Here is a 24,209-nt window from a genome sequence, read left to right as displayed (position 1 = left end):
GGGATGGAATCCACCCCCTAACCCCCGCCAGCGGGGGACAGCATAGCGGCCTAAAACCGAGGTAATAATAAAATATGTTAACAGAAATATTCTTATTCAATCTTGTCTAATGATAAAATTTTATCATCTATTGTTAACTGTTCTCATGCTCATGATTGTTCAGGTGACATTAGCTCAGGTTACCCTTAACCTTGCATTAAATAACAGGCCTCAGCCCTGGTTGGCTGATTGGGCAAATCCGGTTAATGGCCAGATGATCATTTCTTATATGCCCGGACCGGTGTTAAATGACCCTTCCGTAAAGTTAAGAACTTCCTTGCTTGATGAAAGAGGGAACATAATCGGTTCATCCAATATTAATTCTGCGAGGATCTACACTTTGAGAGCGGGCGTAAACCAGTTCACAATAGCAGATGCCCTTCAACTCCAAAATTTAACATTACAGGGAAATTTACACAACCTGCTTCAGCGTACCGGGCGTATAGCCGCAGGTCAGTATCAACTTATGGTTGAAGTCCTGAATGTCGGTGGAGATATTGTCAGGGCAAGACAAACCCGACTTTTTTTTATTACTTCCTATCAATTGCCTGTTTTAATGCAGCCCGCCAATGGAAGTAGCCTCGATGCCCGCCTGGCTCAAAATATTATCACTTTTCGCTGGACTAGTCTTATTCCTGGTTCTCCGGATCTTCCCCAATACCGGGTACAGGTGATTGAAATACTGCCTGGTCAGACGCCGATGCAGGCATTCCGGGGTAACCGGCCTTTATTGGACGAAACCTCAACGAGCGGAAGTACACAATTCATCTGGAGAACTAATCTTCCCATGTTGGATTCCACTGCGAACAAACAGTTTATCTGGACGGTACAAACTCTTGATTCAAGGGGATTGCCTGTCCCCGGAATGGATATGAACATCCAGGGAAGAAGTGAACCGGCAATATTCAGCATCGTGAACCAAATTGGTGAAATGGATAAGAACAGGAAGAATGAGGATTTAATAAAACCCTGATGAAACGCATAATCTTTATAATCATACTGGGCTGTTTGGTATCACAGCTGTTCGCCCAGACGAGTGAGGATAAAAAACCGCCGAGCCTGGTATTTCATGTTTTTTATAACGATATCAAATCTGCCCAGTTGATGAGAACCACGTCTTTAAAGAATATGCTTAACAATGGTCAATGGAATAAAATTGGCGAAATGCAAATGGGAATTGGTTTCAACTATCTGAAAGGGATTAGCAAGAAAATTGATGCGGTGGCTACTTTAGATGGCAGTTCTACTGATTATCTTTTTGAAAACGGCAGCACTAATGGGAGCAGTAAATTTCTATTGGATGTCAATGCCGCACTTAATATAAAACTGTTTGCCGATAATCATAAGCTGGTGCCATACTTTACGGGTGGTGCCGGACTTTCAACTTATCAGGGTAAAACTGGTTTCTTTATTCCTATTGGTGGAGGTTTGCAGTTCAATTTATTTAACGAGGCATTTGTTCTTGCCAATATTCAATACCGGCGTGCGATAAGTCCGTCAATAAACGATCATTTTTATTACTCGCTTGGCGTCGGCACTAATATCGGCAAAAAGAAAAAGACAAAAGCGCCGGCAGAACCAGTAAGGATAATTGAACCGGTTATAGTAGCAGCAGAAGTGAAAATGCCTGTAAAAAATATAATGATAAAAGTGAGCGATGAGCAAACCGGTTTATCATTATCATCCGTTGAAGTAGTGATCAATGGGCCGGATGGGAAAATCATTGGCCTCTCTGATGCCAATGGCCTGGTTATTTTCAATTCTGTTCAGGCTGCTGACTATACCGTGAGCGGAGTGCTTCATGGAATTGAGACAAGCATTCAGACAATTGCAATAAGTAGCTTTTATGTTCCTGGCCAGGAGGTTCCCGTCAGTATCTCCCATAACGATCCGCGATTTACCCTTGTAGGGAGGGTTAAAAATAAAAGTACCCAGACTCCTGAAGGCAATGTAACCGTAAGTGTTGTTAACACAACGCAAAATAGCACCATTAACCAGCAAAATCAATCGAATGACGGTACCTTTAGCATACCCCTGGAGGCTGCAGGCGATTTTACTATTTCAGGCAAAAAATCCGGTTATATTTCGAATATAGGGAAGGTTAGTACCAAAGGCCTGAACCGGAGCACAACACTGTACGTAAACTTAGAACTGGAGATTGAAGAAGCAAAAGTCGGGCAAAGTATTGTGCTGAATAATATCTATTTTGAAGTTGGGAAAGCTGATCTTAATACTACCTTTTCTTCTGACCTCGACAAATTGATCCAATTCCTTAAAGATAATCCTGATACCAGACTTGAAATACAAGGTCATACCGATAATATGGGCAGCCTCACACTGAACGCTAAACTAAGCCAGGCCCGTGCAAATAGTGTTGTTCAGCACCTGATAAATAACGGAATTGAATACACCAGGCTTTCCGGAATAGGCTTAGGTCAGTCATTACCTGTCGCCAGCAATACTACAGTAGAAGGCAGAGCAAAAAACAGACGTGTAGTAATGAAAGTAATACAATAGTCTATGATTAATATAATGCCATTTTAGGACACCGCAACAAACACCACTGCATAATTCATTCATTACATTTTAGTGGCCTGATCAAATTGAGAAAGAAAAAATTTACCTTCCCATATACTAACCTACTCTGCCAGAAAATTTCATCGATTTTATCACGTGCAGTATTCGTTTTAATTTGCTTTTTTGTTCATACGCAGTTCAGGCTCAGAAAGGCAGGATTGCCTGCATTGGCAACAGCATTACAGCAGGAGCGAGGCTCAAACAGCCTAAAATAGCCTAAAATAGAATCCTACCCTGCAGTATTATCTGCTATGTTGAAACAGGGGGAATACCTCAATTATGAAATTAAAAATCATGGTATTGGAGGTGCTACCATGCTTAGATTTGGTTCGCCGAATCTTTGGCCACTCCTGGATTCTTTGCAGAATTATAGACCTGATATCGTGATCATTAAAGCCGGGACAAATGAAACTGTTGGTAGCCCACGTCTTAACTGGGAACATATCAACGAGTTCGAAAGGGACTATTCAGATTATATTTCCCAGATCAGAAAGATAAATCCCGATTGCAGGATCGTTATTTGCAGTCCTTTAGATAGGGTAATTCAGACTGATGCTTTAAGTTCTGAAAGGAAAGAAGACCTCAGTGGCAGGAGACCAAGGATTTGGGAGTTAAGGAAGAGAATAAAAAAAATTGCCAGATCTGAGCAGGTATCATTTCTTGATCTGACCAAGCCCTTTGAAGGGAAAGCTAACTTAATGACTTTAAGTGATGGCGTTCATCCCAACCGAGATGGGTATCAATATCTTGCAACCCTGGTTTTTGACTATTTGGTTAAAAATCGAATAGTTTTAAAATAGTTTTATTTTTATGTGTTCTATGTGGTTTAATTTGCAGGTTGTATTTTTTGCAGCTCGCTTTTAAACCCTGTTTAGCTCGTTCTATTCCGGTGGTAATTCACTTTCCACAGCATCAATAAGTTCATACAGGTCTAAGGGCTTTCCAATAAGTTTATCAGCACAAATGGCCTGAATTCTTTCAGCCTTTACATGAGTTGAAAGTGCAATAATTGGAATGTCTTTAAGTTCATCTATGGATCTGATTTCACAGCATAAACCTGTGCTTTCTTCGGAAGTTTCAAAAATATCAATAACGATCACATCGGGTTTTTCAGAAATGACCTTTTCAAGCATTTTCTTATCCGAGGAAAAGGGAGTAACAAGGTATCCTTCTTCTTCAAAAATTTGCGTTAAAATGCTCAGGATCTCATTATTCCGCTCAATGATCATCATTTTTTTCCTCATGGGATAAAAGTAATTTATTTATTCAAATTATAATGCAAATTGTTTTCGTAACTGAGGTTGGTATTTAAATAATTGGTGTTGATTCTGGCTGAGAGACTGATAGATGACAAACTCTATGATTTTATTGGGACAGACCTGCACCATTCAGGGCAGTTAGACGATTTAAGAAAGGTTCCGGCTTTAATGTATTTTGCTAAACTGGTTGATAGCGGGTTGTTAAAAAACCGTAATCTGACAAACATTCAGGACAATTAAGATCTTGATGGATTATATCAGTATCAATTCATCAAGAGTATAGTCTGAAATTAAAAAGGGTTTATGCTCCTGAATAAGAAAATCTTTTTAACATTCTCCCTCACTTGATAGTTAACACTGTACTTTCTTTGTCAGTTCTCGCTCCGATGCCATTCAGATCCCAAACGATTTTTCCGGAACGAATAGTTAGTTCAGCTTCCAGTTTTTTTGTTCCTTTCAGCAGATAATTATGTGAATCAATAAATCCGAAATTTCCTTTTTTCAAGGTAAATATTGCTATATCTGCTACTGATCCTACAGACAGATTTCCAAGTTCTTCTCTTTTAATTTCTTTAGCAGGATTCCAGGTCGACCTCAAAATAACATCTTTGAGGGGCATTCCCATATTCAAAAATTTGGACATAATATTAGGCATATCCTTCATACCTGCATTCATACTTGTAATATGCAGGTCGGTACTTATCGAATAAGGTAAAAATCCTTGTTGTACTGATGGTATTGCACGGGCAAATGTAAAACCGTTTCCTCCATGTCCTATATCGAAAAGTATTCCTCTTTTTTGTGCTGCAATTGCAAGTGCGGAAACTTTATCATTATCATAGAAAAATGGGAAAGTCAGGCGGTACATATGTGTAAAAATATCTCCTGGACGAAGATGTTTCATAAACAGATCCTCGACTGAACTGATAGGCGGCTTGGAAGGATAAGTTAAATCCAACATCACTGGCATATTAGCAATATTTCCAGCTTTCACTGCACTATCTAAAGGAATGAATGGATTCCCGCTAAAATGAGCAGATTTAAAACCGACTACATCCTTTTTATTTGCTATTGCAACTTCAGCTGCCATATTGGGATCCATATCATTAACATTCTGCTGATACTGACCCATTCCATCACCTACAATATTCAGAAATGCAAGAATCCTTGTTTTTGATCGGTCAATAATATTCTTCTTAAATTCAGGAAAAGTGCGCCATCCCGCACTGCCAGCATCTCCTACCGTTGTAACACCGGAACGGAATGTGAAACCATCAGGCCAAACTGAACTTGGGCCATTCATGTACTCCTGCTTTAAATTGGTTCCGGAAAATACATGCACGTGAAGGTCAATAAGGCCCGGAGTTACATACATGCCTTTAGCATTAATTACTTTTAAACCTAGATTTGCTTCAATACTCTTGGCTATCAGAGCAATTTTACCTTCTGTTACAGGAAGGGTTGTTCTGGATGTTTGATTTCCCTGAGCCGGGGTAATTGCAATATCCATTATCTCATCGATATTGTTTTTTGGGTCAATTACATGACCTCCCTTGATGATAATACTGTATGGTTTTGTTGGTTGTACCGCTTGGGATTGTTGAGCTTTTGTACTATTGCCCAGTATAAAAAGTGCAATAAAAAGTAATGAGGATCTTTTCATTTTTATATTTTATAAAATTAGAAGCAAATGCGACAGTAGAAGATACATCTTATGTTTCTTTTCACATAAAAATAGCTTATTTCAGTTAAAAGAATATTAAAGTTTTATTCATATGAAAAAAAAGGAGCTCCAAAGGAAAAATTTCTTTAAAAAGAGAATAGGAAACAGGGATGTCTGTTTTCAGAATGCCAGTTTTTTTGAAAAAGGGATATATTGGTTTGAAGGTTATGTAAAGCATTCACCCTGATGGAATTAAGGATATTCTTTTTATATTTATATTCATGTTTGATGCTTGATGAAAGAATTAATAAATAGATATGGGTTCTCGAGAAAGCCTACACGCAAGCTCAGTTAACTGAATCCGGCATTAAATTTTAATCTTTAATCCAATGAACTTACAACAGATCAATCTGAAACAAATTATGCCAACAGTTTTAATCTTTGGATTGACAGGTGGCGCACTTTTAATTCTCAGTACAATGCTGTCAAATAAAGGCTGGTGGTCAATACCTATTTATGCAATTGTTATGATCGTAACAGTGATTGTATTAAAAGCTGAAAAGCGATTTAAAATTGCTTATTTGAAAGCTTTTTTGACATTAGTGTTAACATTCATGTTAATGACTTATATACTGTATTTCTATATCATCACCTTTGTTAATCCAGACAATGGAATTCTTTTGGTAGGACATGCCTGGATATTTTTTATAATGCTTGGTCTGGCTATCACTTCAGGCGCAATTATGGGTTTGTTCTTTTTGAAAACCAACAATAGACTGACCAATATACAATCATCCTAGATAAAATTTCCTGGATATTATTTTAAAAACCCCACAAATAAATGTGGAGCTTTTAAAATATTCAATAGTTATTACAATGCGAATCTTAGCGTAAGTCCGTATGTTCTCGGGTCGCCCAATACACCGGCATAATGACCAGCATTACCACCAGCAGGCAATAATTGCTCGAAATAATCCTTATCCAACACATTTCGAGCCCATACATAAGCTGAGAAACCCTTAGTGGCTTTGTATCCAATTCTTCCATTCACAAGTGTATAGCCATCTATATTGAGATAGGCAGAAGGGGATGGACTTGATGAGAAAGATGAACGGAAGTAAGCATCTAAAGCGGTAAAGAATTTCGCTTCTTTGTTAAAAAACTTCGCAGGTTTAGCATACTCGCCACCTAATGATCCTGCCCATTTGGAGATCCCCGGAAGATCGCCTCCGGAAATGTCTTTAAACGCTACCTGAATACCATTCACCGTAAGGCCCGTTTCCTCAAGTGGAAGAGGTGAATTTGTGAAGCGAACATAAGTTGCTTCAGTATAGGCTGCCGCACCATAAAATGAGAAATAATTGCTGGCTTTTAAATTTAGGTCAAGCTCAGCACCTTTTACATTTACTTTCTCTGCATTGGCTATGTAACCGCGATTAACACCTAATTGGGGTGATTGAACATTGGTTTGGTAGTCTTTAATATCTGAACTATGGATGCTTAAATTCAAGGTTAAATTATCAGCCGGTGTGCTTTTTATCCCAAGTTCATAATGTTTTGTGTCTTCTGGTTTAATAACAGCAAGGTCTGTTGCAGCGGCTCCGTTAACAGTTGGCAAACCGGCCACATTAACCCCGACAGGTTTGAAACTTGTTGAAAAAGTCGCAAAAGCATTAAGCCGTCTGTTTGGTCTGTAAGATGCGGTAAGCGAATAGGTGAAATTCCGCTCATCAGCACTGGCAAGGTACGACTGATCACTATACACCCCGGTCTTAATCGCTAATAATGCGGCATCATTGGTTTGTAAGCCGCCTCTTGCGACCCTTTTATAGTCTATATCTTTATTGTCGTAATTAAAGCGAACCCCCGGTAAAATGTGAAAACCGTTTGCGATTTCCCAGTCTATACTTGCAAATGCAGCAGCACTTTGGGATTTAATAGAAGAGTTAGTATAAATACCATAGCCTTCGAGGAGTCCCGGGGTTCTCCACAAGGCACTTGTTGAACTTTGAGAAAAACGCCATTGAGCCGTCCCGGATTCTTCGGTTCCATTGATTTCTACTACCTGATCGATATAAAATAAGCCTACTACCCCGCTTAATTTCTCGCTCAACTGACCAGCATACCGTACTTCCTGCGACCAGTTATGATGTTCTGCCGGGTTTTGAGATTTTGCTAATGCCTGTAATCCGGTAAAGTCCCTGTCATTTGAAGGGTTCCAGTTCCAGTAGCGCCATGCGCTAGTAGAAGTCAGGGTACCGGGACCAAGCTTTGTCTCAGCATTCAATGAAACACCACCCAGTTCATTGCCGGAATTCCAGGGGGTATCATGATCTATCTTACGATCGAATGCATTTCTGCTTGGAAGGGTATAGTTAAGATCGGCTATGATTGCATCGAACTGGCGGTAAGCCGGACGTTTTGTAGTCACCACTCCTGCCACCACCTGGGCATAACCATCCGGCTGCTGATCGGACGCATCTGCCGCTAAGGTGATGAAGGTGTTGTCATTTGGTTTAAACAACAACTGGCCCCGGAAACCAAGGTTGTTGATATCATTTGTGAATTTACCTGTACGGACGTTCTCCACAACACCATTACGCTGCGTGCCTGAAAAGGAGAGACGTGATGCAAATTTTTTACTCAATGGGCCTGTTACAGAAGCTTTTGCCTGGATATAGCCATAATTACCAAAACTGGTTTCGAAACTATAGTCAGGTGTGAAGCTCGCCTTACGGGTTACAATATTAAATGCGCCAGCACTGGTATTCTTGCCGAATAAAGTTCCTTGTGGCCCGCGCAGTACTTCGATACGATCAATATCAATAAAGTCAAGAGTGGCTGCTGCCGGACGTGCATAATATACGCCATCCACATAATAACCCACACCCGGGTCAAGACCGTCATTGGTAAGACCGAATGGTGAACCGATTCCCCTGATATTGACCCCTGTATTTCTTGGATTGGAGGTATACATTTGAACTGATGGAATTAATTCTTTCACTCGTGTAACGTTGAATGACCCTGATTCCTCAATCTGAGCCCTTCCCAAAACCGAAATCGGAATTGGAACATCTTGCAAGACCTCTGAACGGCGTCTGGAGGTCACCACAATTTCTTCAAGTAATGCATCATCGACAAGCTGGAGCTGGATGGGTGTATTGTCGATTTTCAATATCTGAAAATCCTGGGGTTTGAATCCAATAAAGGTTGCTCTGATAAAGAATGGAGCTTCCTGTTTTACATTGAGCCTGAATTGACCGATAGAATCGGCTTTTGTGGAAATAGTAGTTCCTCTTAAGCCTATAGTTGCTCCGGCCAAAGGCTGGCCTTGAGTGTCTTTAACTGAACCTATAATTACCTGCTGGGCAGATGAGGATGTACTTTGAATAAGAAAGATAGCTAAAAGCAAAAATTTTAATTTATACGATAAATATTTCATTTTATGATGTTTTATAAGATTTGAAAAAGGGTTAAATGGAGAATTTGCAGATGTTTTAGATCAGCAGCAACATCGGTTCAACTGAATGCTTGATGAGGAAGGAATGATTGAATGGGTGATTCTTCTAATTTGTACTGTTTTTTTCATCGGTTTCTTATTTGTCTTAATCCCGCAACTGCGGCATGATTTCATGGTGCAATTATAATTAAATTCTATTAAATCTATAGACTTTATATATTTAATTAAAATATTTATTTTACTGAGCGGTAGTTTGGGTAGAAAATGTGATAGTTATTGGGGCTAGTGAGCCGGGAGGGAGCTTAATAGAACACGTGGTTCTTAATTTGTAGTTTTAAGATATCTCTGTAAAGGCCACAAAAATATTGATGAAGCTTGCGGCAATGAGGTAGGCTATTGACTATTTCAGGCAGAATAAGAATAATATCAATCAGGAAGGAGAACTAGCCTTTCTCAGAGTTATCCGCGTTCAACTTCAGCAGCTCACAAGCCAGGCTTACCTTAATATGGGATCTTCCAGGGAGCGTTATAAGAATTTGCAGGAACAAAAGGAAGCTTTCGCTGAATCATTCAGAACTATGGAGATTCGTTTTAATGCTGGAGCTATAAATTCAGTAGACTATCTGGTTTCGAAAAATAAAATGACCGGGCCAATCAGAATCTGGCAACTAATCGATATGATTTTATTCTGAGAAAGAAAATTCTCGATTTTTATAAGGGCAAATCACTTTTATGACCCATGATTTATTAGGCCCTGATTTTGGCATAAAACACGCCTCCTCATACCTGAAACCTGATACCTCATCCTTCCCACCATCTCAAAGGCAGCTCAATCTTATCAATTGAGCTGCTTATTAAATCAGGTTTGAAGGCATAGTTGGATAAATCTTCCTTTTGGGCGATACCTGAGAGCACCAGAATTGTTTTGTATCCCATTTGAACCCCTCCCTGTATATCGGTTTCCATTGTATCACCGATCACAGTTGTTCCTCCTGTTTCCAGGCCTAAATATTTTCGGGCTGAACGCATCATCACCGGACTTGGTTTTCCGGTAACGAAAGCTTTCCTGCCAGTTGCTTCTTCAATCATGGCCGTGGTAGCTGCGATTCCTAAATTATTCCATCCCGGTTTTTTGGGTGATGGATCCCGGTTGGTTGTAATAAATTTTGCCCCGGCGAGGATCATATCTACGGCACGCTGCACCATTTCCAGTGTAAAATTCCGGCCTTCACCCAATACCACAAATTCTGGATCGGTGTTTACCAGCGTAATTCCATTTTCATGTAAACTGGTTAATAGTCCTCCTTCACCCAATACATAGGCCGTACCATGAGAACCCTGATCACCAAGAAATTTTCCGGTCGCCATGGCGCTGGTATAAACATGATCGACGGTCACATCAATTCCAAGATGCTTCAGCTTACGCACAACCTCAAGACGTGTACGCTGGCTGTTATTGGTCATAAATGTAAACGGGATATCTTTCTTTATCAGATTATTTATAAATCTGTCGGCCCCCTCTATTAATAATTCACCACTGTAAATTACACCGTCCATATCTATTAAAAGTCCCTGTTTCATAAGAATTGATTTTAACTCAAATTTGCATAAAGTATTTCTTAATAGGTGGAAAAATATGAATACTGGGGCTAGTTTTTTTGAAATATTGAAATGTATCAGCTTGAATAAAGAATATATTTTGTTGGTAAAATGTATTTGATTAAAATTGATCAACAGCTGCAATTAATTGATCAATAATGAATTATAAGAACTGGTTAATACTAACCTTGAATCTGGTGTTATCATATCAGATCTCCAACGCCCAACAAATCCTTCCTCTTTATCCCAAAAAAATCCCCAACTCCAGATTAAGTGCCAATGAGGAGCAGATAACCGCAAATGCTTTAGTAGATTCCGTTACCAGAAAAGTATCCGTTCCGACTTTGACCATTTTTCTGCCTTTAAAGAATCAATCTAATGGCGCGGCTGTCATTATTTGTCCCGGAGGAGGCTATGGCGGATTACTCACTAAACGCGAAGGTAGTGATGTGGCCAGAGCCTTTACAAAACTGGGCGTCACCGCATTTGTTCTTAAATACCGTCTTCCGGATGATGAAATTATGGAAGATAAATCTATCGGACCTTTACAGGATGCCCTGCAGGCCTTAAAAACGGTGCGTCAGAATGCAGTTCATTGGAATATTGATGCAAAAAAAATAGGAATTATGGGATTCTCTGCCGGAGGGCACCTTGCCTCGAGTGCAGGTACTCATTATGATGCCCGCATTATTGAAAATCCTGAGAACACAGATCTTCGACCAGATTTCATGGTACTCGTTAATCCTGTTATCAGCTTTTCAGATGAAATTGGTCATATCGGTAGCCGTAATAATCTCTTAGGAAAGACACCATCAGCCGAAAAGATCAATTTTTTCTCAAATGAACTTCATGTTAACCAATCTACTCCGCAAACTTTTCTGGTGCATACGGCGGATGATACAGTAGTTTCTTCTGAAAATAGTTTCAGGTTCTACCATGCTTTGCGTAAGAATAAGGTCAATGCAGAACTTCATATTTATTCTGAAGGGGAACATGGATTCCTGAAAAAGCCTGTTTTTGAGGAATGGTTCGGGAGGGCTGTTAACTGGATGAAGGATAGGAATTTGATTCAATAGTTTCTATCGTTTTGAGATAATACGAAAATTGAAAATGCCTGAAGCGTATATAAACACTTGATTCAGCTCGGATTTAAAAACAGGAAACAGTAAAAATATTTGATAAGCTTATAAATCATGAAACAATCTTCCAGAACCTTGCTATTTGCAATTTTACCTTTAATAGCTAGTATTTTTGTTGCGGCTTGCAGCGATAAGAGCATCGACTTTAAACCCCAAAAAGGTCAGCGGATTGTGATTATTGGGAATACGTTTGCCGAGCGTTTGCAAAATTTTAACTATTTCGAAGCACTTTTATACAAGAGTTTTCCTGATTCAAACCTGACTGTCCGAAATATGGGCTGGAGTGCCGATGAAGTCGGTCTGCAGCCCAGGCCATACAATTTTGGTACACTGGATGAGCATCTTACCCTCCAAAAGGCAGATATTATTTTTGCATGTTTCGGCTTGAATGAGGCTTTTAAAGGACCGGATAGTCTTGCAAATTTTAAGCACCGTCTTTCAGGGTTTCTTCTGCATCTCAAACAGCAAAAATACAATTCAAGTTCAGCACCCGAAATTATTCTCATTTCCCCAATTGCCCATGAAAAACTGGGCGGTAATTTACCCGATCCTAAAGTGCATAATGCCAATCTGGAGTTATATACAGAAGGTATGGCCGAAGTTGCAAAACTATTGGAGATACCATTTATTGACCTTTACAAGCCAAGCCGTGATTTAGCAAATGCTGCTGATTCCATTACAATTAATGGGATCCATCTGAATGATAAGGGCTATAAAGCTATTAGTGAGTTAATGGCTAAGAGCTTGAATTTCAAATTCGATGAATGGAAAGATGAACCTGATTATACCGGATTAAAGTGGGTTATTGATCATAAAAATCAGCAATTCTTTTACAAATTCAGAGCTGTAAATGCAGAATATATCAATGGAAGCAGGAAGGAACCCTGGGTACAACCGGCAGGTGGTCCAATTTCTTTCCCAACTGAATTATTGAAATTAGATCAGTTGGTTTTAAGCCTTGATAGTATCATCTGGACAGGTACTAAAAATAGTTCCGGTATCGATACGAAGAAGGTCAGGCATTTGATTAATGATAAGCAGGAGATAATCGTTACAAAGCCTCAGAATGCACCATTGGAAGAACAATTTGTTTTAAAAGAGGGCTTTAAAGTTGAGTTGTTTGCTTCTGAAAAGGACTTCCCAATTGAAAAACCGGTTAAAATTACCTTCGATCCAAAAGGGCGTTTATGGGTATCTACTCTTCCATCGTATTTACAATACTATCCGGGAAGTCCGCCAAATGATAAAATTATCATTCTGGAGGATACCAATAGCGACGGAAAGGCGGACAAGCATGCCGTTTTTGCTGACAGCCTCTATATGCCTCTGGGATTTGAATTAGGAAATGGTGGAGTGTATGTTTCTCAACCCCCAAACCTGATGTTCTTAAAAGATACCAATGGCGATGGAAAAGCTGATGTAAAAGAGATCATTCTACATGGGTTTGGTACAGAAGATGTACATCATTCAATTTCTGCGCTTACCTGGGGTCAGGATGGTGCACTTTATATGCATATGGGCACTTTTCTTCATACACAGGTAGAAACGCCCTATGGCCCTCAGCGATCTGCTTATGGTGAAACCTGGAGATACGATCCGATCACGATGAAACTGGAGCCATATGTTTCATATCCTTATGCCAACCCATGGGGAAATGTCTTTACATGGAATGGTACACATCTGATTGGAGACACCTCAACAGGGATGAATTATTTTGCTCCTCCGCTCACTGTTGCGACTGATTATCCTGTAAAGCATGTTGAAATGAAGGATATGCTAACCCTGAAGATTAAACCCAAAACCTGCGGGATGGAAATTGTCTCAAGCAGGAACTTCCCTGATAATTATCAGGGCAATGTGCTTTTTAATACATTTCTTGGATTTCAGGGAATCACGAATCATTCTTTGTCTGAACAAGGTAGTGGTCTGATTGGTAAGGAGCAGGAACCGATTCTGCAATCCAAAGACCCTCAGTTCAGACCTGTAGATCTTCAATTTGGTCCGGACGGTGCTCTCTATTTAGCAGACTGGTTCAACCTGGTAATCAATCATGGAGAAAGAGCACTGCGTGATCCAGATCGGGATAAAACCCATGGCCGGATCTGGCGGATAACTTATACCGGTAAAGCGTTACTGAAGCCAGTAGATATGAGCCGTCTTAAGGTCGATCAATTACTGGATCAATTAAAGGAATACGAAGACAGAACAAGATACCGGGCCAGAATTCAATTGACAGAGTTTCCTAAGCAGGAAGTTCTGGCTGCCCTGCCGCAATGGCTTCAAAAACTAAACAAGTCGGATGAGAACCATGAGCAATTTCAGTTGGAAGCTTTATGGATGTACCAGCGATTACATCAAACCAACGAAGTTCTATTAAATAACTTATTGAAAGCCAGGGATGCAAATATCAGGGCTGCTGCGACAAGGGTTTTATTTTACTGGAGGGATGATTTGAAGAACTCCCAGGCAAGGCTAATAACAATGTCTAAAGATTCCTCTCCAAGAGTGCGTTTGGAGGCAATTGTATCATTGAGTCATTTCAAAAATGAGGCCAGCCTGATGGCTTTATTAACAGCTTCAGAAATGCCCATAGATGATTATATCATTTATGCATTAAAGGAGAGTTTTAAGCATCTGCAGCCAATCTGGATGGCTAAGTTTAAGGAGGATAAAAATTTTCTTGCAAACGAACCTGAGAAGGCAAAATTATTGCTTCAGCCGCTTTCATCTGCTGAGGTATTAACGATGCCTGGCTACTTTAAGAAGGATCCTGATGCGGCCATTTATACGAGAAAACCCTTATCAGATAAATTTTATGATGATTTTGCAGATGTGAAGGCTGTATCTGATTTCAGGAAAACACTAAGTACAGAAGCTGATGCAACAGTGTCAGAAGGAAAGGATATTAAGGGAAGAACTGTAATCCAATTATCAACATTAAGCGGAAAAATGGCCTATGATAAGCTTGTAATTAACATTCAACCAGGTAGTTTGGTTTCCCTTATTTTTAAGAACCCTGATGAGATGCCTCATAATGTGGTAATCATAAAACCCGGTTCAAGCGAGATTGTTGGAAAAGCTGCTGATGCTATGGCAAGCCGGAAAGATGCTTATGCGAAGAATTTTGTTCCGGCTATTCCCGAGGTGCTCTATTCAAGCCCGCTGGTTGCTACCGGCGAAACATTCAGACTTGATTTTAAAGCACCCGCTAAATCTGGGGAGTATCCGTTTATCTGTACTTTTCCCGGGCATTGGCGGATCATGAAAGGGGTGATTAGGGTAAATTAGGGCTGGAGAGAATGAGGTATGAAGTCTGAGGTATGAGGTATGAAGTCTGAGGTATGAGCCTTAAGGTGTCAGGTATATATTATAATTGAGAGTCAAGCTTTTAAACTATGCACTCCAGATATGAAATATTGATCTAAGGGTGGGTTTGGATAGCTATCGGCTTTTGGCTTTCAGCTTTAAACTTTCAGCTTGGTGCTTTCGGCTTTAAGCTTAAAATTCGCCTGTTCGTTTGAATTTTTCCTTTACATTCTCGCTGAACTGTTGGAGATTTTGTCTCAGGCTTTCTAAAATTTCTTCTGATGTATGCCCTGCTGCATCGCGCGCTGCAGGAATTATTGTGTTGCACTCATTGGCATCCATAAAACGGGCTGCTTCCAGTAATCTGCTTTGCTCTTCCGGTGCAATCACTATAAAACCATGTTTGTCGGCATGAATTAAGTCACCCGGCTGAACTTTTCGACCGAACACTTCCACCTCACAGTTCCATCTGACGCAGCTAACATAGGCATGACCTACACATAGCCTTTTGGCCAATGCTTTAAATCCGGCATTGGTCATCTCATCCAGATCGCGTACAGCACCATCAGTAATAGTACCTACACAAGCAAGGGATTTATGAACATTGCTATTTACTTCACCCCAGAAAGATCCAATAATACTTGATTTATCTAAGTCTTGTACTACCACAATTTTTGGTCCGGGAGTATTAGCGACATAATGCAGGTATTCCATGTAGGCATTGGGATTTGAAATCTTATGCTGTGGATTACTGGGTTCAATAATCAAAGTAACTGCATATCCTACCATCGGGCCCATTTGAGGCATAAAGTCGCGGGTTTCTTCCAGATTGAATGCATCCTTAGCAGGATTCTGATTTGTAATCTGCTCCCATCCATTATATATGGTAGGGGTATTCCAGCGTTTGAGCTGTATAAGGTCGCTATGTGCCAGTATTCGGTTTTTGAGCTCGGACATACTTGAAGATTTAGATGCAATATAATTATTCAAGCTTGCTTTCAGCTTCGCTCAATCTCTGTTTTTGCAATAATTTTTTTTGCCATCACAGGTTTTTAACCTGTGATTCAAGTCGCCTCAGTGAGATAATGTTATTGTTACAATTGCCTCTAAGGGTAGGCATTTTCTCCATTCGTGTAATAAAATCAGGGTCAAATGTCCCTGGGAATTAATTGGGGCACATATTTTAATTATCAATACTCAAGGATCAAGTTTAGAATAGGATAATCCTGATTATAGAAAGCAGAGTAATCTATTGCAGGGCTAAGATCGTCAGTGTATTTTTCTATATTTCAAGAATTAAACAAACACATAATGAGAACAAAACTACTTCTATTCACTGTCCTGGTAATTTTCGGCATCAGGGCTAATGCTCAACCAGCCGGAACATCATCAGGGAAACCTTATGCCTATATTATTAAAGGCGGACATGTTATTGACCCTAAGAATAATATCAATTCTGTTATGGATATTGCCTTTACTGCCGGAAGAAGAGGAATGGCAGCCCGTCCTGCAATGCCCGAACGTCCTGCAGCGAATGGACGCCCGGCACGTCCGGCAATACCAGCACGTCCGGCGGTTCCTGCCTCTGAAGGAAAGATTGCACTGATTGCGAAGAGTATCAATCCCGACCTTGCCGACAAGATAATTGACGCTAAAGGTTTATATGTTACACCAGGTTTAATTGACATCCATGTCCATTTTTTCTGGGGACATGATGGAAGTTATCTTAAAAATGCACCTACTGCTTTACCAGCCGATGGATTTACTTTCCGTACCGGGGTGACTACTGTTGTGGATGCAGGTTGTACCGGCTGGAGAGATTTTGAGCTCTATAAAAAGCGTACAATTGATGCTTCCCAAACCCGTGTTTTGGCAATGTTAAACATTGTCGGTACAGGGATGGATGGAGCAGGTGAAAACAATATTGATGAGATGGATCCTCAGAAAACAGCAGAGATGGCTAAGAAATATCCAAATGATATTGTTGGGGTTAAACTGGCCCACTTCTCCGGACGTACCTGGGTGCCTACCGACCGTGCACTTGAAGCTGGCAGACTTGCCAATATCCCAATTATGGTTGATTTTGGTTCTGCAGACCCCTTTCTACCATTGGATTCCCTATTTAATGTGAAATTTCGAAAGGGTGATATTTATACACATGCTTTCGGCGGTAATGGAACAAATGACCCTAATGGAAGGGAATCTATTGTAGATATGAACGGTAAAGTAAAGCCGTTTGTTTACAAAGCCAGGGAAAAGGGAGTAATCTTTGATGTTGGCTTTGGTGGAGCAAGTTATCTTTATAATCAGGGTGTTCCGGCTGTTAAGGCAGGATTTTATCCAAACACCATCAGTACAGATTTGCATACTGGAAGTATGAATGGCCCGATGAAAAGCATGGAAAACATCATGGGATTATTTATGGCCACCGGAATGCCGCTGAAAGAAGTAATTGCTGCAAGTACCTGGCATCCGGCACAGGCAATAAAGCGTGAAGAACTTGGAAACCTATCTCAGGGATCGGTTGCTGATATCGCTATCTTCAGAATTAATGAAGGTGATTTTGGATGGCCAGTAAGAGGTGGTAAATTTACCGGAAAAGAAAGGTTTCAAACCGAAATGACTATCAGGGCAGGAAATGTTGTTTATGATTTGGATGGAATTTCGCAGCCAGCAGGACCAAGTCCGGCAGGCAGATAACATTTTATAATAATTTCTGACAAGGCGCCTTCTGAATTTTGGCGCCTTTTTTATGCCATCTTCTTGAGAAACTAAACTCTTAATAAAAGAATATAAAGCATCTCCCATCTGGTAATAGCCGGTATTGTCCGGATGTACCCCATTGCCCCAGGTTTCAATGATTTGCGTACTTCTTGCATTGGCTTTCATTGTAGTTTTCTGAAAATTAATGGTTCTGTCTATGCAATGATTAAAGCCAATACAATATAACCTTGAATTCCTCATTTTTGGGATATCGTAATTGCTTAGCAGGAATTCAACCAGTTTCTTATAGTTTTCTATGAACCTCTTTAAGGTTTTTTTTATGGTCGGATATTATCTGATTCCTTCCTCAAACTAACTTCTCACCCAATCTGTTGAAAACTGAGAGCTTGTTTAAAACTAGATTATCTGTAGCGCTGATTTAATATCTACTTTCGTTTTCTAGTTCTTTGTCATATCTATTCTGGTTCATTCGCCCTGGCGGATGATTAAAAGGGAACCGTGTGTAAATCGCGGGCTGACGTGCAACTGTAATCCAATAAAATGGAAAGCCAGACACCTGCCAAGATAATTTGTTCAAAACTTTCACGACTAAAGTTTTGGCGAAAGCTCTTTCTCCTTTAATCAGAGTTCGTTGCCTTTTGTCAATTCTTGTTAACACAAAAAACAAAAGTATATGCAACAGGAAGAAATTCTACTAAAAGAGAACAAGGATCGTTTCGTGATCCTTCCCATTAATTATCCCGTAATCTGGGAGATGTATAAAAAGCATGAAGCCAGTTTCTGGACAGCCGAAGAAATCGATTTATCTGGTGATCTCAAGGATTGGGCAAATCTGAATTCTGGTGAAAAACATTTTATATCCCATGTCCTTGCTTTTTTTGCAGCCAGTGATGGTATCGTGAATGAGAATCTGGCTGTCAACTTTATGAGGGAAGTTCAGATTCCTGAAGCAAGATGTTTTTATGGTTTTCAGATCATGATGGAAAATATTCATTCTGAAACTTATGCACTTCTGATCGATACTTATATCAGCAATCCTGTAGAAAAGGACCATCTCTTTCATGCTATTGATACGGTGCCGGCAGTGAAGAAAAAGGCAGAATGGGCTCTTCGCTGGATAGAAAATGGTGGTTTTGCCGAACGGCTTGTTGCTTTTGCAGCAGTTGAAGGTATTTTTTTTAGTGGCAGTTTCTGCTCCATATTCTGGTTAAAAAAGCGAGGTTTGATGCCTGGCCTCACTTTTAGCAATGAGCTGATCAGTCGTGATGAGGGACTTCATTGCGAATTCGCTTGTATGCTTTACCGAATGCTTTCCAATAAACTTTCAGAGGAACAGGTTCTGAGTATTATCCGGGATGCAGTAGAGATTGAAAAGGAATTTATAAGCGAGGCCTTGCCGGTAGAACTCATTGGCATGAATGCCAAACTAATGAAACAATACATCGAATTTGTAGCCGACCGTTGGGCTGATGAATTAGGCTATTCGAAAATTTATCATACATCAAATCCTTTTGACTTTATGGAAATGATTTCTCTTCAGGGGAAAACTAATTTCTTTGAGAAGAGGGTTGGTGACTATCAGAAAGCTGGAGTGCTTTCTGGCAGTAAGGAGTCGAATAATTTCTCTCTGGAAGAGGATTTTTGAGTATAGTACCAAGATATTTTTGGGTGCGATTTCATTGTGATGTACAAAGCAATCCCTGGTATTCTAAGCTCTCAAAACAAAATGAGATTGCTTCCTTCGTCGCAATGACAAACTCACAGTCCACAAATGAACAACTCACATTCCAATAACTAAAAACCCACCCAAGCCATGTTTGTAATCAAAAGAAATGGAAGAAAAGAGAGCGTCAAGTTCGATAAAATTACTGCCCGCATACAGAAACTATCCTATGGTCTAAGTCCACTGGTAGATGCAATTGATGTTGCCAAAAAAGTAATTGAGGGACTTTATGATGGGGTAAGTACTACCGAATTGGATAATCTGGCCGCAGAAACATCTGCTTCGCTCACTACAAAGCATCCCGATTATGCCTTGCTGGCAAGCCGTATTGCTGTAAGTAATTTACACAAGAATACAACCAAATCATTTTCCGAAACCATGCTGAATCTTTATCATTATTCAGATGCACACAGCGGCCGTAAAATGCCATTGATAGCAGATGATGTGATCGAAATAATTGAAAAAAATGCTGATCTGCTGGATAGTTCCATTATTTACGACAGGGATTTCGGATTTGATTATTTTGGTTTTAAAACGCTTGAAAAATCATATTTACTCCGAATTGATGGTAAAGTTATTGAACGCCCGCAGCATATGTACATGCGTGTTGCAATAGGGATTCACAAAAATGACCTGGAAAGTGTTATTCATACTTATAATCTGATGACTGAGCGTTGGTTCACACATGCTACACCTACGCTTTTTAATGCCGGAACCCCCAAGCCTCAAATGTCATCCTGTTTTCTTTTAGCAATGAAAGATGATAGCATTGATGGTATTTACGATACGCTGAAGCAGACCGCCAGGATTTCTCAGAGTGCCGGAGGGATAGGTCTGGCAATTCATAACGTTAGGGCTACCGGGACTTATATTGGTGGCACGAATGGTACCAGTAATGGAATTGTTCCGATGCTGAAGGTGTTTAACGATACAGCACGGTATGTAGATCAGGGCGGTGGGAAGAGGAAAGGTGCCTTTGCGATTTATCTTGAACCCTGGCATGCCGATGTATTTGAATTCCTGGACTTGAGAAAGAATCATGGCAAAGAGGAAATGCGTGCAAGAGACCTTTTCTATGCACTCTGGGTGCCTGATCTTTTTATGAAAAGAGTCGAAGCAAATGGTGAATGGAGCCTTTTCTGTCCGCATGAGGCACCGGGGTTGCACGAATGTTTTGGGAAGGAGTTTGAAGAGCTGTATCATCAGTATGAATCGGAGGGTAGGGCACGAAAAACGATAAAGGCACAGGAATTATGGTTTGCTATTCTGGAAGCACAAATTGAAACCGGCACTCCTTATCTGCTATATAAAGATGCAGCAAACAGCAAAAGTAATCAGCAGAATTTGGGTACCATTAAATGCAGCAACCTCTGCACTGAAATTATGGAATATACAAGTCCGGATGAGGTAGCGGTATGTAATCTTGCATCTATTGCCCTGCCACGTTTTGTTACTGAGGGGCAGTTTGATTTCGGGAAACTGTATGAGATTACCTATCAGGTTACTAAAAACCTGAATTGCATTATTGATAATAACTTTTACCCGGTTGAGGAGGCAAGAAACTCCAATCTGCGTCATCGGCCAGTCGGATTGGGAGTACAGGGTCTTGCAGATGTTTTTATTCTGATGCGTCTGCCATTTGAGAGTGAACTGGCTGCATTACTGAACAAAAATATATTTGAAACGATCTATTTTGCAGCTATGACGGCAAGTAAAGATTTGGCGAAGGAACAGGGAGCGTATGAAACTTTTGAAGGATCTCCATTATCAAAGGGTTTGTTTCAGTTTGATCTTTGGGGTATGAAGCCTTCGGAAAGGCATGACTGGGAAAAGTTAAGAGAGGAGGTAAAACAATTTGGGGTACGGAATTCTTTGCTTGTTGCTCCGATGCCCACTGCATCAACTTCGCAGGTATTAGGGAATAACGAATGTTTTGAACCCTACACATCTAATATTTATACTCGAAGGGTACTAAGCGGAGAGTTTATTATCGTAAACAAGCATTTGCTTAAAGATTTGATTAATCTGGGATTATGGAACAACACTATGAAAGATAATATCATCAGGGCCAATGGTTCTGTGCAGCATATTGAGGAAATACCCAAAGAGGTCAGGGAATTATACAAAACGGTTTGGGAAATTAAACAGCGTAATCTGATAGATATGGCTGCTGATCGGGGTGCTTTTATCTGTCAGTCGCAATCACTTAATCTTTTTGTAGATAATCCTAATACCGCAAAATTAACCTCCATGCATTTTTATGCCTGGAAAAAGGGCCTGAAAACCGGGATGTACTATCTGCGTACCCAGGCGGCAACAAAGGCGGTTCAGTTTACGATAGAAAAGCAGGGAGGAAAAACATTGGAACCGGTAGTTCCGAAGCTTGACCCGGTTCAGAACAATGACCTCGGTGGAGTTGAACCATCGTTTTCGGAGGGAGGCGCAAGCTGCAGTATGGAGGATGGCTGCGTCAGTTGCGGTTCTTAAGTTGTGGATTTAAGAAATAAAATTCTGATACATATGATTAAACATGAAATCATCACCTGCGAGCGTTGCGGCAAAAGAATGGAATGTAAGGCCAATGCCTTTAGCAAGTGTCAATGCAGTACTATACAATTGAATTTGAATGAGGTTCAGTATGTAAGTGAACATTATGAGGGATGTTTATGTGCGGCCTGCCTGATTGAGTTGAAGGAAGAATACCGTTCTTTTTTTCAATTTTAAAAATCACTTCCTGCTGATAATGTAAACGGAATTGAATCCCAGAAATCATTTGATAATTTCCCCGTTTTCAATTCTCTACCACTAGTGTCCGGTTAAAATTTAAACTAAAGCAAAATCGCTTATTAAAGCTTGTAAGCAAGGATTTTAACGATCTTTTCTTAAGCAAGCCCCCCTTGTTCAGCAAACTCGAAAAATCACTATCATTTTCGGCTGTCCGGTAAAAATCACTCATTTAAGAGCGTTTTTATCTTTTAGACCTCTTGTAGCTTCAATATTTAAGATAATCAAATTGAAAAATCTAAATATGAAGCAGATTTTATATTCGGCTGTCCGGTTAAATTTTTAACCAGAACTTTCCCCGGACAACAGTGATTCTCCACTCTCAATTCTCCACTCTCAATTACCAAAGTGCTCCTTCATAGCTTTAGCATAATGCGAAATCGCGATTTCCGGTTCTGCAATTTCAGGGTGCCATAGTTTTTCCCATTCAAAGCTGTAATAGCCTTTATATCCATCTTTATAAAGAATATCTATTGCTTCGAATACTGGAATATCTCCTTGCCCGAGAAGGCTATATTGTAATTTGTCGCCATTTAATTTTGCATCTTTAATATGCGTGTGTAAAATGTATTTCTTTAATTTTTTATACACTTCCTGAGGAGATTCTTTCGTTATGGTCCACATGTTTGAAATATCCCAAACCAAAGCGATATTGGGATGCGAGGCAGCTTTCATTACTTTCAGGATATCATCTGAGCCTGAGAAATCGCCATGTGTTTCCAATAAAACGGTAACATTTCGCTCTTTGGCATATTGGCCCAGGGTTAAGAGGTTTTCTGCAACTGTACTGATTGTTTGATCTTTTGTCCTGTCTTTTGGAAATTTGTTCGGGAATACTCTGACATATGGGCAATTTATTTTTTGCGCCAGATCAATAAAAGATTTGGCTTCAGTAATGCTTTTTTCCTTTTCAGGACCTTCATGAAAGTGCATATTTGCAGAAGCTCCCAGGTTTATAAATTTTAAACCTTTCTCCTTCATCAGACTCAGAGTTGCTTTTATCCGCTCCGGACTGCTGAATTCATCACATTTTGTAAGATCCATCTGTCGTTTTATGCCCCTGATTTCTAAGCCTGAATAGCCATTTGTTGCCGCAAAATCAACAATTTGCTGAAAGGGCCAGTCAGGACAGCCTAATGTCGAAAATGCTAATAGCGGTTTATTTTTTTGAGCTGTAAAAGCAGAACCACTCATTGCTGCTGCAAATAGAATGGCTGAGTTTTGTAAAAACTGTTTCCTGGAGTATACCATGATATTTTATAAATTTCTGAGATATAAATTTGATGAATTTATTGCTAAAAAATCAGGTTTTGTTTTTTTTGATTGTAGTTGGTTTATGGCAAGCTATGATTTCTAAAAGAAATAGTTGATATGGAGCTACCCATGACATGTTCTAATACGTTAAGCATAATGCTATTAAAAATTCAAAATTCAGGCCATAATTTTGAGTTAGAACAGCGAAGTTCCTTCTCCGCCCAGGGCGGATCAGGATGACAGGTTGGGAGGCTGCTCAGCTGGAAAAATGTACCAGGCGCACTGTCATCCCGATAGCTGCCCTTCAGCTGCTGAGGGAACTTAGCACTATAGGATGAAAATATTGCATCATAATGGCTAATATCCCTACGGCGTCGGATTGATTGTGAACTTAGATCGAACTTTGATCTATATAGCGAAATCCTTCTATTTGTTACCATCTGTCATTTCTCTTTCAGAGTTTCTTGAATTTTATTACTCACAAAGACGCTATTTTTGAAATACATGAAATTATCCTGATTAAGCTTAAATTCTTGCGTCTTAGCGTCTCCTATGTTTACAAAGCTTTAAATTTATGAAATTAAAGTGAGAAGGAATGAGAGCACATTAGCGTCTAAATAACTCAGGAAGTATATTGTCGTAGAGAAATAGCCTCATTCCTTTTATCTCTTAGAGTTTGAAC

General features: G+C 39.9%; 17 protein-coding genes and 1 riboswitch. Of the genes, 11 read left to right on the top strand and 6 right to left on the bottom strand.

Annotation, left to right across the window (positions count from 1 at the left end; all coding sequences use genetic code 11):
* Positions 1 to 109: 109 nt before the first annotated feature.
* From Q8M41_RS13705 to Q8M41_RS13695, 3 genes are all read left to right on the top strand, one after another.
* The gene (locus Q8M41_RS13705; protein WP_305365845.1) at positions 110 to 1,012 is read left to right on the top strand and encodes a hypothetical protein; all 903 of its coding nucleotides are present in this window, start codon (positions 110 to 112) and stop codon (positions 1,010 to 1,012) included.
* Positions 1,012 to 2,556 (top strand): OmpA family protein, encoded by a 1,545-nt coding sequence (locus Q8M41_RS13700; RefSeq protein WP_305365844.1) that lies wholly within the window; start codon positions 1,012 to 1,014, stop codon positions 2,554 to 2,556. The genes Q8M41_RS13705 and Q8M41_RS13700 overlap by 1 nt, the downstream gene beginning before the upstream one ends.
* A 281-nt stretch (positions 2,557 to 2,837) precedes the next feature.
* Positions 2,838 to 3,416 (top strand): GDSL-type esterase/lipase family protein, encoded by a 579-nt coding sequence (locus Q8M41_RS13695; RefSeq protein WP_305365869.1) that lies wholly within the window; start codon positions 2,838 to 2,840, stop codon positions 3,414 to 3,416.
* Positions 3,417 to 3,497: 81 nt separating this feature from the next.
* On the opposite strand, the gene Q8M41_RS13690 is transcribed toward Q8M41_RS13695, so the two are convergent.
* Together Q8M41_RS13690 and Q8M41_RS13685 are read right to left on the bottom strand one after the other, a co-directional pair.
* The gene (locus Q8M41_RS13690; RefSeq protein WP_305365843.1) at positions 3,498 to 3,860 is read right to left on the bottom strand and encodes a response regulator; all 363 of its coding nucleotides are present in this window, start codon (positions 3,858 to 3,860) and stop codon (positions 3,498 to 3,500) included.
* 355 nt (positions 3,861 to 4,215) lie between these two features.
* Positions 4,216 to 5,538: an amidohydrolase/deacetylase family metallohydrolase gene (locus tag Q8M41_RS13685; RefSeq protein WP_305365842.1), complete on the bottom strand. Its 1,323-nt coding sequence runs from the start codon at positions 5,536 to 5,538 to the stop codon at positions 4,216 to 4,218.
* A 389-nt stretch (positions 5,539 to 5,927) separates the two neighbouring features.
* Here Q8M41_RS13685 and Q8M41_RS13680 point away from each other — a divergent pair, with 389 nt between their 5' ends.
* Positions 5,928 to 6,338: a hypothetical protein gene (locus Q8M41_RS13680; RefSeq protein WP_305365841.1), complete on the top strand. Its 411-nt coding sequence runs from the start codon at positions 5,928 to 5,930 to the stop codon at positions 6,336 to 6,338.
* Positions 6,339 to 6,409: 71 nt separating this feature from the next.
* On the opposite strand, the gene Q8M41_RS13675 is transcribed toward Q8M41_RS13680, so the two are convergent.
* A complete protein-coding gene (locus tag Q8M41_RS13675) occupies positions 6,410 to 8,980 on the bottom strand; it encodes a TonB-dependent receptor (RefSeq protein WP_305365840.1) in 2,571 nt (856 codons plus the stop codon).
* Positions 8,981 to 9,393: 413 nt separating this feature from the next.
* Here Q8M41_RS13675 and Q8M41_RS13670 point away from each other — a divergent pair, with 413 nt between their 5' ends.
* Positions 9,394 to 9,690: a TolC family protein gene (locus Q8M41_RS13670; RefSeq protein WP_370870512.1), complete on the top strand. Its 297-nt coding sequence runs from the start codon at positions 9,394 to 9,396 to the stop codon at positions 9,688 to 9,690.
* 109 nt (positions 9,691 to 9,799) lie between these two features.
* Here the strand turns inward: Q8M41_RS13670 and Q8M41_RS13665 are convergent, their stop codons facing one another.
* Entirely contained in the window at positions 9,800 to 10,579 is a 780-nt protein-coding gene (locus Q8M41_RS13665) for an HAD-IIA family hydrolase (RefSeq protein ID WP_305365839.1), read from the bottom strand.
* Positions 10,580 to 10,755: 176 nt separating this feature from the next.
* Between Q8M41_RS13665 and Q8M41_RS13660 the strand changes: the two genes are divergently transcribed.
* The gene (locus Q8M41_RS13660) at positions 10,756 to 11,673 is read left to right on the top strand and encodes an alpha/beta hydrolase (protein ID WP_305365838.1); all 918 of its coding nucleotides are present in this window, start codon (positions 10,756 to 10,758) and stop codon (positions 11,671 to 11,673) included.
* A 117-nt stretch (positions 11,674 to 11,790) separates the two neighbouring features.
* Positions 11,791 to 15,024: a PVC-type heme-binding CxxCH protein gene (locus Q8M41_RS13655; protein ID WP_305365837.1), complete on the top strand. Its 3,234-nt coding sequence runs from the start codon at positions 11,791 to 11,793 to the stop codon at positions 15,022 to 15,024.
* Positions 15,025 to 15,234: 210 nt separating this feature from the next.
* On the opposite strand, the gene Q8M41_RS13650 is transcribed toward Q8M41_RS13655, so the two are convergent.
* Complete coding sequence (locus Q8M41_RS13650; protein WP_305365836.1) at positions 15,235 to 15,999, bottom strand: RraA family protein; 765 nt, start codon at positions 15,997 to 15,999, stop codon at positions 15,235 to 15,237.
* Positions 16,000 to 16,353: 354 nt separating this feature from the next.
* Here Q8M41_RS13650 and Q8M41_RS13645 point away from each other — a divergent pair, with 354 nt between their 5' ends.
* The 4 genes from Q8M41_RS13645 (at position 16,354) to Q8M41_RS13630 (ending at position 22,213) form a co-directional block, all read left to right on the top strand.
* Positions 16,354 to 17,742 carry an amidohydrolase/deacetylase family metallohydrolase gene (locus Q8M41_RS13645; protein ID WP_305365835.1) on the top strand — a complete coding sequence of 463 codons (1,389 nt, stop codon included), beginning with the start codon at positions 16,354 to 16,356 and terminating at the stop codon, positions 17,740 to 17,742.
* 468 nt (positions 17,743 to 18,210) lie between these two features.
* Positions 18,211 to 18,345, top strand: a riboswitch (cobalamin riboswitch).
* A 94-nt stretch (positions 18,346 to 18,439) separates the two neighbouring features.
* The gene (locus Q8M41_RS13640; RefSeq protein WP_305365834.1) at positions 18,440 to 19,411 is read left to right on the top strand and encodes a ribonucleoside-diphosphate reductase small subunit; all 972 of its coding nucleotides are present in this window, start codon (positions 18,440 to 18,442) and stop codon (positions 19,409 to 19,411) included.
* A gap of 168 nt (positions 19,412 to 19,579) precedes the next feature.
* Positions 19,580 to 21,976: a ribonucleoside-diphosphate reductase subunit alpha gene (locus Q8M41_RS13635; protein ID WP_305365833.1), complete on the top strand. Its 2,397-nt coding sequence runs from the start codon at positions 19,580 to 19,582 to the stop codon at positions 21,974 to 21,976.
* Between the two features lie 33 nt (positions 21,977 to 22,009).
* Positions 22,010 to 22,213 (top strand): cysteine-rich CWC family protein, encoded by a 204-nt coding sequence (locus Q8M41_RS13630; RefSeq protein ID WP_305365832.1) that lies wholly within the window; start codon positions 22,010 to 22,012, stop codon positions 22,211 to 22,213.
* Between the two features lie 396 nt (positions 22,214 to 22,609).
* Here the strand turns inward: Q8M41_RS13630 and Q8M41_RS13625 are convergent, their stop codons facing one another.
* Positions 22,610 to 23,524: a sugar phosphate isomerase/epimerase gene (locus Q8M41_RS13625; RefSeq protein ID WP_305365831.1), complete on the bottom strand. Its 915-nt coding sequence runs from the start codon at positions 23,522 to 23,524 to the stop codon at positions 22,610 to 22,612.
* Positions 23,525 to 24,209: the final 685 nt, after the last annotated feature.

The sequence above is a fragment of the Daejeonella sp. genome (genome assembly GCF_030684675.1).
Classification (GTDB): domain Bacteria; phylum Bacteroidota; class Bacteroidia; order Sphingobacteriales; family Sphingobacteriaceae; genus Daejeonella.
The sequence above is the reverse complement of the archived record's forward strand: the minus strand, read 5'-3'. Positions and strand labels throughout refer to the sequence as shown.